Genomic DNA, 11,958 nt, shown 5'->3' on the forward strand with positions numbered 1-11,958 from the left:
GGATTGTTCTTTTTTAGTTTTTTCCTGCAGGGCGGAAGTCGTGCCCGCGCAGTGTGGATGGTTGCATACTCATGACCGAACAGAATACCGCGCCCGATACGGGCGAGATCGATAGCACTCTTGCTGGCAATGCGATGGCCGCAGGCCCGGCGTCCGGTTCGTCGGACAGCTACGGCGCCGACTCCATCAAGATGCTCAAGGGGCTGGAGGCCGTGCGCAAGCGGCCGGGCATGTACATCGGCGATACGTCCGATGGGACAGGCCTGCACCACATGGTGTTCGAGGTCGTGGACAACGCCATCGACGAAGCGCTGGCCGGCTATTGCGACGAGATCGTCGTCACGATCCATGCCGACAACTCCATCTCGGTGTCCGACAACGGCCGGGGCATTCCGACCGCCGTGCACAAGGACGACGAATTCCAGCGCAGCGCCGCGGAAATCGTGATGACCGAACTGCACGCGGGCGGCAAGTTCGACCAGAACTCGTACAAGGTCTCGGGCGGCCTGCACGGCGTGGGCGTGTCCTGCGTGAACGCGCTGTCCGAATGGCTCCGTCTCAGCATCCGGCGCAACGGCGAGCTGCACCAGATGGAGTTCCGCCGCGGCGAGCGCGTCGAGCCGCTGAAAGTCACCGGCAAGACCGACAAGCGCGGCACCCGGGTGCAGTACCTGGCGGACTCGCAGATCTTCGCCAACATCGAATACCACTATGAGATCCTGTCCAAGCGGCTGCGCGAGCTCTCGTTCCTGAACAACGGCGTGCGCATCAAGCTGGTGGACGAGCGCCAGGGCAAGGAAGAGGACTTCGCCTTCAGCGGCGGCGTCAAGGGCTTCGTCGAGTACATCAACCGCGCCAAGACCGTGCTGCATCCCAACGTCTTCGCGGTGGCCACCGACTCGTCGGCCGGCGGCGTGCCGGTGGGCGTGGAAGTGGCCATGCAGTGGAACGACAGCTACACCGAAAGCGTGCTGTGCTTCACCAACAACATCCCGCAGCGCGACGGCGGCACCCACCTGACCGGCCTGCGCGCGGCGATGACGCGCATCATCAACAAGTACATCGACGAGAACGAACTGGCCAAGAAGGCCAAGGTCGAGACCACCGGCGACGACATGCGCGAGGGCCTGACCTGCGTGCTGTCGGTGAAGGTGCCCGAGCCCAAGTTCAGCAGCCAGACCAAGGACAAGCTGGTCTCCAGCGAAGTGCGTCCCGCCGTGGAAGACGCCGTGGCGCGCAGCCTGGAGAGCTGGCTGCTCGAGAACCCCATCGACGCCAAGGCCCTGTGCGGCAAGATCGTCGAGGCCGCCCGTGCCCGCGAGGCCGCGCGCAAGGCGCGCGAGATGACGCGCCGCAAGGGGGTGCTGGAAGGCGCCGGGCTGCCCGGCAAGCTGGCCGACTGCCAGGAAAAGGATCCGTCCAAGTCCGAGATCTACATCGTCGAGGGCGACTCCGCCGGCGGCTCGGCCAAGCAGGGCCGCGATCGCAAGTTCCAGGCCATCCTGCCGCTGCGCGGCAAGGTGCTGAACGTCGAGAAGGCGCGTTTCGACAAGCTGATCAGCAGCGAGCAGATCACCACACTGATCACGGCGCTGGGCACCAGCATCGGTCCCGACTTCAACATCGACAAGCTGCGCTACCACCGCATCATCATCATGACCGACGCGGACGTGGACGGCGCGCACATCCGCACGCTGCTGCTGACGCTGTTCTATCGCCAGATGCCGCAACTGATCGAGCACGGCTACGTCTACATCGCCCAGCCGCCGCTGTACAAGGTCAAGGTCGGCCGCGACGAACGCTACCTGAAGGACGACGCCGAAGAGGCTGCCTTCATGCTGGAACTGTCACTCAAGGATGCCCGCCTGATCCCGTCGGCCGACGCCCAGCCCATCACCGGCGATGCGCTGAAGGAACTGGCGCGCCAGTACAACCTGGTCGACGCCGTGATCGAGCGCCTGTCGCGTTTCGTCGACCTTGCCACGCTGTCGGCCATCGTGCGCGGCTTCGAGGCGGATCTGTCTTCCGTGGACCAGGCCGAGCTGTCGCGCCAGCGCCTGCAGGCCGAACTGGAAGACCCGTCCATGCCTGGCGTGGTGCAGGTCAAGGTCTCGGTGGACGAGGAAACCCAGCAGCCCAAGCTGGAAATCCATCGCAACCATCACGGCAACATCCGCGTCAGCGTGATCGACCAGCATTTCGTCGAAGGTCCGGACTACAGCGTGCTGCGCAACGCCGCCCAGACCTTCCAGGGCCTGATCGGCCCGGGCGCCAGGATCGAGCGCGGCGAAGGCGACAAGCGCAAGGAACTGCCGGTGGCCGACTTCCGCGAAGCCATGCAATGGATGCGCGCCGAAGCCGAACGCTCGCTGTCCAAGCAGCGCTACAAGGGCCTGGGCGAGATGAACCCCGGACAGCTGTGGGAAACCACCATGGATCCCACCGTGCGCCGCCTGCTGCGGGTGCAGATCGAAGACGCGATTTCGGCGGACGAGATCTTCACGACGCTGATGGGCGACCACGTCGAGCCGCGGCGGGCGTTCATCGAGACGCATGCGTTGATGGCGGGGAATATCGACGTTTGAGGTCGGAGCGGGCCGTTTGAAGGATCTGGGTCATGAGTGAGTCTCCTCCGCGCGCCGAGCTAGTGCTTTACGCCACGGAGGATGGTTCCGCTCGGTTCTTCCTGCGTGCCGAGGGCGGCAGCGTCTGGCTCAGTCAGTCCGAACTGGCCGATCTTTTCCAGACGTCTGTTCCAAACATCAATATTCACATCAGAAACGTCCTGGATGAAGGTGAGTTAGCCGAAGTTCGAACTGTTAAAGATGACTTAATAGTTCAAACCGAGGGTGCGCGACAGGTTCGTCGCATCGTCAAGCTCTACAACCTGGACATGATCTTGGCCATTGGCTACCGCGTGAAGTCACCGCGCGGGACCCAGTTCCGGCAGTGGGCCACCACACACCTCAAGGAATACCTGATCAAGGGCTTCGTCATGGACGACGAGCGCCTGAAAGGTGGGGATCGCTGGGACTATTTCGACGAGTTGTTGCAGCGCATCCGCGACATACGGTCGTCGGAAAAGCGCTTCTATCAAAAGGTGCGTGATCTATTCGCGCTCTCGACGGACTACGCCGACGATGGACAGGCTACCGGCCTTTTTTTCGCCGAGGTACAGAACAAGATGTTCTTTGCCGTGACAGGCCATACGGCTGCTGAGCTGGTCGTACAGCGTGCCGACCCAACTCAGTCCAATATGGCACTTACCTCCTGGAAGGGCGGGCGCGTCCGTAAGGGTGACGTGACGGTGGCCAAAAACTACCTGAATGCCGACGAATTGAATCGGCTCAACCGTATCGTCAGCATGTTTCTGGACTTCGCCGAACTGCGCGCCATACAGCGCAAGGACTTGCGCATGGCTGACTGGCGGACCTACGTGGACAGCTTCATGGCCTTCAACGAGCAGGCTGTGCTGCAAGGGGCTGGCCGCATGAGCCATCGGGCCATGACGACCATCGTGCATGAGCGTTATGAAGTCTTTGATGCCGCGCGGCGTCAAGCCGAAGCGCTCGAGGCCGATCGCCTCGACATGAGTGAATTGGAGCAGGTGGAGAAACAGATCAATAGCCGGCGTGGGACTGGCACGCAGACGTGATGGTTATCTGGATCGGCGGCTCTACTATGAGGGCATGAAGGCGGATTGGATCGCGATCCTGGATAATTTGCTCAGACTCCAAGGGTTTATCCGCCGGGTCGCCCCCCTTATGCTGAACCATCCCCATTGAGGCCCCCATGCGCACCCTGATCCTCATCGCCGTCGGACTGATCCTGGCCATCGCGTTGCTGCGCCTGACCCCCTCGCCGCATCGCACCCGGACCGCGAGCCTCTTCACGCTGGCCTGGCTGGGCGTGTCGGCCTGGAACCTGCGTACCGGCTTGTCCCACGGCTATACCCTGGCCGAGGAACTGCCCATCCACGTGGCGCTGTTCGGCATCCCGGCGCTGGCGGCCTGGGGGCTGTGGTGGTGGGCGCGCCGCGGGTAAGGCGCAGGTCCCGTCGGCCGCCTCGCGCTACCGCACCTCCTCCACCCGGTTCACCAACTTCCCGATCTTCTCGATCTCGCACTCGATCACGTCTCCGTCCTTGAGCCACTGGCGCGGGTTCATCGCATAGCCGACGCCCGAGGGCGTACCGGTGGCGATCACGTCGCCCGGCTCCAGGGTCAGCCCCGAGGACAGCGATGCGATGGTGCGCGGGATGGAGAAGATCATCGCGCCGGTGCTGGCGTCCTGGCGCTGTTCGCCGTTGACCTTGAGCGCGATGCGCAGCGCATGGGGATCGCCCACCGCTTCGGGCGAGACGATCCAGGGGCCGAAGGGGCAACTGCCGTCGATGGCCTTGCCCTTGAACCATTGGTCGTGGCGCTTCTGCAGGTCGCGGGCGCTGATGTCGTTGAGAATGGTGTAGCCGAAGACGTGGCCGGGCGCGTCGGCTTCGGCGATGTCGCGGCCGCCCTGGCCGATGACGACGGCGAGTTCGACCTCGTAGTCCAGGCGGCGGGTCACGCGCTGGTCGTAGCGGATGGCGCCCTCGTGCGGCACGATGGCGGTCCAGGGCTTGGTGAAGAACTGCGGATGCTCGGGCTCCTGGGTATCGAGATTGCGCGAGGCGTTATCTTCCTGGATGTGCTCCCTATAATTGCGGCCCAGGCAGAAGATGTTCTTGGGTGGACGCGGGATGGGCGCCAGCAGGCGGTAGCTGCCGGGCGAAACCAGGTGGGCGTCGGCGACGGCGGCGATGTCGCGGCACCAGGCCCAGGTGGCGGCGCCGCCGGCGGCCAGGTCGATCATGGTCAGGCGGCCGGTCTCGGGCCACGGGAAGGGTAGCGTGGCGGGCGGGGCGGCCTGGGCGAAGGCCTGGAGGTCGCAGATGCGGCCGTCGTCCAGGAAGAGTGCGGGCAGCGGGCGGCCGCCGAGTTCAATGGTGGCGAGTTTCATGGTTTGTTCCTGGCTGAAAGAAAGCGGGTAGGCGCAACGGTGGAGGCAGGGAGATGGCGCCCAAGGTCAAGTCGGCCCAACGGGCCATAGAGATTCTGGAATTCTTCGCGCGGCGCAAGGCGCCCGCGACACTGAGCGAGATCGCGGCGGCGCTGGACTATCCGGCCTCGAGCACCCTGGCCCTGCTGCGCACGCTGAGCGAGATGGGCTATCTCGATCACTCGTCCAGCGAGCGGACCTTCGTGCCGACGGTGAAGGCGGCGCTGCTGGGCATCTGGGTCAACGATGCGCTGATGGCTGACGGTACGATCGCCCGCCTGATGTACCAGATGCGCGAGGAAACCGGCGGCACGCCCACGCTGGGCATACAAAGCGGCCACCACGTGCAGTACATCCACGTGGTGCGTGGCCCGGATGCCCTGCACCGGCGCGACGTGGCGCCGGGCACGCTGCGGCCGCTGCTGCGGTCGGCCATGGGCACCGTGCTGCTGTCGCTCAAGCCGCCTTCCGAGCTGTGGGCGCTGGTCAACCAGATCAACGCGCACGAATTGCCGGAACACCGGGTGTCGATGGCGGAACTGGGCAAGCGCATCCAGCAGTACCGCGAAAGCGGCTATGCCTACAGCGAAGGGGTGTCGACGCCGGGGGCCGGCATCATCACGACGCTGCTGGCCGCGCCGGCCCACCAGCCGCCGATGGCCCTGGGCATAGGCGCGAGCCTCGTGGCGCTGCGCGCCAAGAAGCTCGATTTCCTGAAGGCGCTGCAGCGGGTGGTGGAACTTCATCGCAAGCATATGGAGGCCTTGCCGGACAAGTTCGGGCACTGAGCAAGGCGCGCGGGCCGCACCGGTCCGGCCATGCTCATTGCGCGGCCAGCCCGGCCTTGTCGGCAACCGTGCGCAGCGTTGCGATTTCCTTGACGTTGAAGGCGCGCATCTGCTCGGGATCGCGCTTGAGAAGTTCGGAGCCGCCCTTTTCGGCGAACTCCTGGATCGGCTTGGAGTCGAGCACTTCCTTCATGGTGTCGGCCAGGCGCCGCGTGATCGCGTCGCTGACTTCCGTGCGCGCCATCAAGGCCGACCAGCCATAGATGCTGTAGTCGGGATAGCCGCTTTCGCGGATGGTGGGTACGTCCGGAAATTCGACGTGGCGCTTTTCGCCGGTGACCGCGAGGATGCGCAGCTTGGCGGCCTTGGCCGATGGCGCCAGCGAGGCGACGCCGTCCATCGCCACGTCGATCTGTCCGCCGATCAGGTCGGTGTTCATCTGGCTGGTCGACTTGTACGAGATGGGGGTGAAGCGGACGCCGGCGATGCTGGCGAACCACTCGGTGGCCAGGCGGTAGCCCCAGGCGAAGTTGCCGAAGTTCAGTTTCTCGGGCTGCGCCTTGGCCGCGGCGACGAGGTCGGCCAGCGTCTTGTACGGCGAATTGGCCGGCACGGCGATGCCCAGCATGCTGCGGGTGACGCCCGAGATGGGCTTGAAGTCCTTGAGCGGGTCGTAGGGCAGGTCCTTGACGAGAATGGGGTTGACCGACAGGTTGGTCCAGCTTCCCAGCACCAGGGTGTAGCCGTCGGCCGGTGCGTTCTTGGCGGCCATGATGCCGATGCGGCCATCGGCCCCGGGCATGTTGTCCACGGTAACCGCCTGGCCCAGCCGGCTGGCGAGCTGCTGCGCGATGACGCGGCCCGAGGTGTCGCTGGTGCTGCCGGGCGCGAAGGGCACGATCAGGCGGATCGGCTGGGAGGGATAGGCGGCGTCGCGCGCCTGCGCGGCCGGGGCCGAGAGGGCCAGTGCGCACAGGGCGCCGGCAAGATGCATGATCTTCATGGGTTGTCTCCTTGGGCTATTGTCGTACTCGGGTTCGTACCCCGGGGGGGGTCACGATTCCGCCTGGGCATCCTCGCGATGCAGGAAGGCGGCGATCTGTTCGGGCGTGCGGCCCAGGCCGGCCAGGATCTCCGCCGTGTGCTGGCCCAGCGCCGGCGGCGGCGCGTCCAGGCCCGGGCCATCGTGTTCGTAGCGGAAGCCGGCGTTCAGCACGCGCAGCGTCTGGGCGCCCGCCGGGATGGACAGCAGCAGTTGCCGGTCGTCCAGGTGCGGCTGAGCCAGCGCTTCGGGCAGCTCGCGCACTTCGCCGGCCGGTACGCCGGCCGCATTGAGCAGACCCGCCCACTCGGCGGCGCCGCGGCCGGCCAGGGCCTGGCTAACCTCGTGCTGCAAGGCCTCGCCGTGGGCGACCCGCGTGCCGCGGTCCTGGAAGCGCGGGTCGGCGATCAGGTCCTCGCGCTCGATCACGCGGCACAGCCGCTCGAACTGGTCCTGGCGGACCGCGCCCAGCGTCAGGTGTCCGGACGCGGTCGGGAAGGTATCGGCGGTGGGCGACATGCTGTAGCCGCGGTTGCCCTGCTTGGCGGGTCGTTTGCCGGTCAGCAGGTGCGGGCCGGCCATCGAGATCATCAGCACCAGCGCGGCGTCGTACATGGCCACGTCCACTTGCTGCGCCTGGCCGTCGCGGCCGCGTTGCAGCAGGGCCGAGACGATGGCGAAGGCGGCCAGCAGGCCCGAATAGGTGTCGACCGCCGGATAGCCGATGCGGATGGGCGGGGTGCCCGGCTCGCCGCTCAGGCTCATCATGCCCGAGGTGCTCTGGATGATCTGGTCGATCGCGGGCTGGTGGCGGACCTCGCCACGCTGGCCGTAACCGGAGATCGAGCAGAACACGATGCGCGGGTTCAGGGCCTTGCAGGCCTCGTAGCCCAGGCCCAGGCGGTCCATGACGCCGGGCCGGAAATTCTCGGTCACCACGTCGGCGCCGGCGATCAGCTCGCGCGCGACCGCCACGTCGGCGGCGCGCTTGAGATCGAGCACGATGGACTTCTTGCCCGAGTTGACCGACGCGAACGACGGGCCCATGCCGTCGGCATACTGGATGCCGCCGTAGTTGCGCATGGTGTCGCCGGCGGCCGATTCGATCTTGATGACCTCGGCGCCGAGCAGGCGCAGGAAGTTGGTGGCGATGGGGCCGGACAGCACGTGCGTGAAGTCGACGACCCGGCAGCCTTGCAAGGGTTGAGGCACGGTCGGGTTCTCCTACTCGGCGACGCGGGGGAATTGCCCGGTGAAGACCGGCTTGCGGCGTTCGTTGAAGGCGCGCTTGGCCTCGCGGCCGTCGGGCGTCAGGCCCAGGTAGCGCTGCATCGGCGCGCCGGCCTCCATGTGGTTGCTGAAACCGGCCATGTCCAGCAGCAGGTTGGTCGCGCTCTTGGTGTAGCGGATGGCCAGCGGCGGCAGCTCGGCCAGCGCGGTCGCCAGTTCGTTCACGGTGGCATCGAAGTCCGCCGCCGGCACGCAGCGATTGATCAGGCCCCATTCCAGCGCCTGCGGCGCGGGCAGGCGCCCGCCCAGCAGCGACAGCTCCAGCGAACGGGCGCGGCCAATGGTGAACAGGAAGGCGCCGCCACTGTGGTTGCCGGCCTGGATCTCGCGCATCTGCAGGAAGGCGGTGTCGACGGCGACCACCAGGTCGCAGGACGTGGCCAGATAGACGCCGCCGCCGATGGCCGGGCCGTTCACCGCGGCGACCACCGGCTTGGCGTTGCGCTGGATGCGCTGCCGGGCGGCGACGTTCCAGCGGCCGTAGGCGTCGATGGCCTGGGGATCCGCCTGGGCGGTGAAACGCAGGTCCTGGCCGGCGCTGAAGATGTCGCCGGCGCCGGTCAGGATGGCGCAGCGGCAAGCCGGGTCGGCCTCGACCTCGTCGAAGGCGGCGACCAGTTCCTGGAAGGTCTGGAGATCGTGGGCGTTCTTGGCGTCGGGGCGATCGATGACGACCCGCCAGATGGGGCCTTGTCGGTCGATCCTGATGTGCTGGGGCATGGTGTCTCCTGTCGTGGCCGCGTGTATCGGGTGCGGCGGATTATCTCGACGGGGAACACGGGGTGGACGCTACTTTCACTAGTGTGAAAGCGATTTCACATATGTAAAAAACATCATGCTGCAATTCAGGGCGGGTCCGTGGCGAGTTCGTCCAGGCACACTGCCCGGAAGTGCTCCAGGGCCGGCGGCAGCAAGTGGCCGCGCGCAGTGATCAGGCAAATGCTGCGTACAGCCGTCATGTCTACGATGGGAAGAAACCGCAGATTCCGATAACTCAGTTGTTCGATCAGCGAGCCGGGCAGCACGCCTATCCCTCGTTGGGAAGCAACCAGGGCAAGCAGGGACGTAAAGCGCTCCACCTCGTCCAGTGGCTGGAACTTCAGCTTTCGCTTGATGAATTCGATCTCGATGATCTGCCTGATACTGCTGTCCGCGGGCAATGAAACCTGCGGATAGCGCACGACGTCCTGCCATTTCACCTGCTTGTATGCCGCCAGCTCATGCGTGGCGGGACATATCAACACCAATCGATCGCGGCAAAGGTGTTGCTGGTCGAGATCGTCCGCTTCTCGTTTGTAGGCAGTGATCGCGCAATGCGCATCCTTTTCTCGCACCAGGCGCAGACACTCCTCGTGCAAGCGCTCGCGGACCTCGATCTTGATATCCGGATGGAGCCGGTTCAACCGTTGCAATACCTTGGGTAGAACCCCCGCCATGATCGATGGCGAGGCGGCAACGACCAGCGTACCGGCATGGCCGGCGACGAAATTCTGGAACTGGGATATGCCGTCGTCGTACTGGTCCAGTATCCGCCGACAAGCGAGGTGGAACTGCTCGCCCGCCGGCGTCAGGCTCATCCGGCGGGTGCTGCGCAAGAGCAGAGGCGCGCCCGCCTTGCGTTCGAGTTCCCGAATCATCACGCTCAGCGCGGGTTGAGTGGTGCAACAGTGCTCGGCGGCGCGGCTGAAATTCAGCTCTCGCACTACGGCGAGAAACACTTCCATCTCAGTGAAAGAGAACTTTCTGCGTGCGATATTCATACAAAAATGAATACGAATTACTAGACACTTATTATAAATCACACATGTATTGAGGCGTATCGTTGGTGATCGACAGGAGGAAGACAGTCGTGAACAACATCACCATCGAACCGCTCGGAAAATGCATAGGGGCCGAGGTCAAGGGCGTGGATTTTTCCCGTCCATTGCCGCCCGAGGACATCGCCCTTATCCAGTCGGCCTGGAGTCGTCACCTGGTACTGCGCTTCAGGGGACAGGATCCGATGTCGGCCGAGCAGCTGATCGCGTTTTCCCGGAATTTCGGGGAGCTCGATGCCCGGCCCATCGCGGCCAGGGCGGTCAGGCAGGGCCCAGGCGTGGATCATCCCGAAATCACGACGATTTCGAACATCAAGGTGGATGGCGTGGCCATCGGCGGTCTGGGAGATGGCGAAGCCGTCTGGCACGCGGACATGACGTATGTCACGTCGCCGCCCAAGGGCGCCGCGTTGCATGCGCTCGAAATACCGGCGGAAGGTGGCTGCACCTACTTTGCCAACATGTATGCCGCCTACGAAGCGCTGCCGCAAGAGGTAAGGGACGAGATCGAGGACCGGACGTGCATCCACGACGCCAGCCGGACCAGCGCGGGGGATCTGCGCATCGGCTTCAAGGAGGTGAGCGACCCGCGCAGGGTGGTCGGGGCCGTCCATCCATTGGTACGCCTCATCCCGGAAACGCAGCGGCGCTGTTTGCTGCTGGGTCGTCGCCCGAATGCCTACATTCCCGGTCTTTCCCTGGAGAAGAGTGAAGACCTGCTGGACCGCCTCTGGGCTGCGGCGATCGATCCGGCATGGACATGGAAACAGGAGTGGCAGCTCGGGGACGTCGTCATGTGGGATAACCGTTGCAGCATGCATCGCCGTGATGCGTTTCCCGCGACGAGCCGCCGCCTGATGATACGGACGCAGATCCGTGGTGGAGTGGTCCATGGTGCCTGAAGGCGAGGCAAGAATCGACCGCGTCGTTCTGCGGTATCTCAATGTCCCGCTGGTTCGGCCGTACGTCGTCTCGTCGCGCACGATACGCGCGTTCGATCCCATTGTTGTAGAGGTTCGAGATTCGGACGGCCGCACCGGGTGGGGGGAAGCGCTGATTTCTCCCGGCTACACCGATGAAACCCGCGAAGGCGCGTGGGATTTCGTGGTGGCGCATGGCCGCGCGCTGCGTGGCCTGTCGATTCGATCCGCGATCGGGCAGATCGCCAAGGAGGTGGCCAACAGCCCGGGGGCGGCCAGCGCGCTGCTGTCCGCATTGGACATGCTTGGGCGCCACCCCGTGCTGGCCGATGCCTCGTCGCGGATGATTCCGCTGCTGGTGCCATTGCAGTCGGACGACAAGGGAGCGTTGGCTGAAGAGATCGACAGGCGTATCGAAGAAGGATATCGGACCTTCAAGGTCAAGGTTGGATTCGACGCCAGCGGCGACCTGGGGCGCGTGGGCGTGATTCAGCAACTGGTCGCCGGGCGGGCTTTGTTGCGCCTGGATGCCAACCGGGGTTTCAGTCGCGAAGCGGGTAAGACCTTCGCTTCGTCGCTGGATCCGGCGGGCATCGAGCTGTTCGAGCAACCATGCGGCGCTCATGATTGGGAAGACAACGCGGCGGTTGCCGCGGTATGCCGTGTGCCGTTCATGCTGGATGAGTCGATCTATGGCTTGCCGGACATCGATCTGGCCGCGGCGGTGCCGGGTGTGACGCACGTCAAGCTCAAGCTCAAGAAGATCGGCGGGATCGACATGCTGTTGCATGCGATCGACCTCGTCAAGGAGCGTGGTTTGATCCCCGTGCTCGGGGACGGTGTCTCCATTGATCTGGGCTGCTGGATGGAGGCATGCGTTGCCGCGGCCGTGATACGCAATGCCGGGGAAATGAACGGATTCATGAAGGCGAGCCGCTCGGTCTTCGTGAACGAAATGCGACTGGACCAAGGGGCCATTTCACTGCCTGGAGGTTACTGGCCACAGTTGGATCTTGATGCGTTGCAACACTACACGGTCAAAGAGCGTCACGCAGATTGAGTGC

At 64.8% G+C, this 11,958-nt stretch carries 11 protein-coding genes; 6 read left to right on the plus strand and 5 right to left on the minus strand.

What is annotated here, in order from left to right:
* The first annotated feature begins 134 nt into the window (after nt 1-134).
* The 3 genes from gyrB (at nt 135) to EV675_RS05000 (ending at nt 4,044) form a co-directional block, all read left to right on the plus strand.
* A complete protein-coding gene (gene gyrB / locus EV675_RS04990) occupies nt 135-2,585 on the plus strand; it encodes a DNA topoisomerase (ATP-hydrolyzing) subunit B (RefSeq protein ID WP_130357912.1) in 2,451 nt (816 codons plus the stop codon).
* Nucleotides 2,586-2,617: 32 nt separating this feature from the next.
* Complete coding sequence (locus EV675_RS04995; protein WP_130356277.1) at nt 2,618-3,655, plus strand: virulence RhuM family protein; 1,038 nt, start codon at nt 2,618-2,620, stop codon at nt 3,653-3,655.
* A gap of 137 nt (nt 3,656-3,792) precedes the next feature.
* Nucleotides 3,793-4,044, plus strand: a complete 252-nt coding sequence (locus EV675_RS05000; RefSeq protein WP_130356278.1) for a hypothetical protein — start codon at nt 3,793-3,795, stop codon at nt 4,042-4,044.
* 27 nt (nt 4,045-4,071) lie between these two features.
* On the opposite strand, the gene EV675_RS05005 is transcribed toward EV675_RS05000, so the two are convergent.
* The gene (locus EV675_RS05005; RefSeq protein ID WP_130356279.1) at nt 4,072-4,998 is read right to left on the minus strand and encodes a fumarylacetoacetate hydrolase family protein; all 927 of its coding nucleotides are present in this window, start codon (nt 4,996-4,998) and stop codon (nt 4,072-4,074) included.
* A gap of 53 nt (nt 4,999-5,051) precedes the next feature.
* On the opposite strand from EV675_RS05005, the gene EV675_RS05010 reads away from it, so the two are divergent.
* Entirely contained in the window at nt 5,052-5,825 is a 774-nt protein-coding gene (locus tag EV675_RS05010) for an IclR family transcriptional regulator (protein ID WP_130356280.1), read from the plus strand.
* A 34-nt stretch (nt 5,826-5,859) separates the two neighbouring features.
* On the opposite strand, the gene EV675_RS05015 is transcribed toward EV675_RS05010, so the two are convergent.
* From EV675_RS05015 to EV675_RS05030, 4 genes are all read right to left on the minus strand, one after another.
* The gene (locus tag EV675_RS05015; protein ID WP_130356281.1) at nt 5,860-6,828 is read right to left on the minus strand and encodes a Bug family tripartite tricarboxylate transporter substrate binding protein; all 969 of its coding nucleotides are present in this window, start codon (nt 6,826-6,828) and stop codon (nt 5,860-5,862) included.
* A gap of 51 nt (nt 6,829-6,879) precedes the next feature.
* Complete coding sequence (locus EV675_RS05020) at nt 6,880-8,079, minus strand: CaiB/BaiF CoA transferase family protein (protein ID WP_130356282.1); 1,200 nt, start codon at nt 8,077-8,079, stop codon at nt 6,880-6,882.
* 12 nt (nt 8,080-8,091) lie between these two features.
* Nucleotides 8,092-8,877, minus strand: coding sequence for an enoyl-CoA hydratase/isomerase family protein (locus tag EV675_RS05025; RefSeq protein ID WP_130356283.1), 786 nt, complete (start codon nt 8,875-8,877; stop codon nt 8,092-8,094).
* A 125-nt stretch (nt 8,878-9,002) separates the two neighbouring features.
* Nucleotides 9,003-9,917 carry a LysR family transcriptional regulator gene (locus EV675_RS05030; protein ID WP_130356284.1) on the minus strand — a complete coding sequence of 305 codons (915 nt, stop codon included), beginning with the start codon at nt 9,915-9,917 and terminating at the stop codon, nt 9,003-9,005.
* Nucleotides 9,918-10,006: 89 nt separating this feature from the next.
* Here EV675_RS05030 and EV675_RS05035 point away from each other — a divergent pair, with 89 nt between their 5' ends.
* Both EV675_RS05035 and EV675_RS05040 read left to right on the plus strand, forming a co-directional pair.
* Nucleotides 10,007-10,876 carry a TauD/TfdA dioxygenase family protein gene (locus tag EV675_RS05035; RefSeq protein ID WP_207221912.1) on the plus strand — a complete coding sequence of 290 codons (870 nt, stop codon included), beginning with the start codon at nt 10,007-10,009 and terminating at the stop codon, nt 10,874-10,876.
* Nucleotides 10,866-11,954: a mandelate racemase/muconate lactonizing enzyme family protein gene (locus EV675_RS05040; protein ID WP_130356286.1), complete on the plus strand. Its 1,089-nt coding sequence runs from the start codon at nt 10,866-10,868 to the stop codon at nt 11,952-11,954. The genes EV675_RS05035 and EV675_RS05040 overlap by 11 nt, the downstream gene beginning before the upstream one ends.
* The last annotated feature ends 4 nt before the right edge of the window (nt 11,955-11,958 follow it).

Source organism: Pigmentiphaga kullae (genome assembly GCF_004216695.1).
GTDB lineage: Bacteria > Pseudomonadota > Gammaproteobacteria > Burkholderiales > Burkholderiaceae_B > Pigmentiphaga > Pigmentiphaga kullae.

Bases quoted from the DNA above. Each gene is read 5' to 3' on its own strand.
- EV675_RS05030 (WP_130356284.1), bottom strand. From the start codon at position 9,917: ATGAATATCGCACGCAGAAAGTTCTCTTTCACTGAGATGGAAGTGTTT.
- EV675_RS05000 (WP_130356278.1), top strand. From the start codon at position 3,793: ATGCGCACCCTGATCCTCATCGCCGTCGGACTGATCCTGGCCATCGCG.
- gyrB (WP_130357912.1), top strand. From the start codon at position 135: ATGGCCGCAGGCCCGGCGTCCGGTTCGTCGGACAGCTACGGCGCCGAC.
- EV675_RS05005 (WP_130356279.1), bottom strand. From the start codon at position 4,998: ATGAAACTCGCCACCATTGAACTCGGCGGCCGCCCGCTGCCCGCACTC.
- EV675_RS05025 (WP_130356283.1), bottom strand. From the start codon at position 8,877: ATGCCCCAGCACATCAGGATCGACCGACAAGGCCCCATCTGGCGGGTC.
- EV675_RS04995 (WP_130356277.1), top strand. From the start codon at position 2,618: ATGAGTGAGTCTCCTCCGCGCGCCGAGCTAGTGCTTTACGCCACGGAG.
- EV675_RS05015 (WP_130356281.1), bottom strand. From the start codon at position 6,828: ATGAAGATCATGCATCTTGCCGGCGCCCTGTGCGCACTGGCCCTCTCG.
- EV675_RS05040 (WP_130356286.1), top strand. From the start codon at position 10,866: ATGGTGCCTGAAGGCGAGGCAAGAATCGACCGCGTCGTTCTGCGGTAT.
- EV675_RS05010 (WP_130356280.1), top strand. From the start codon at position 5,052: ATGGCGCCCAAGGTCAAGTCGGCCCAACGGGCCATAGAGATTCTGGAA.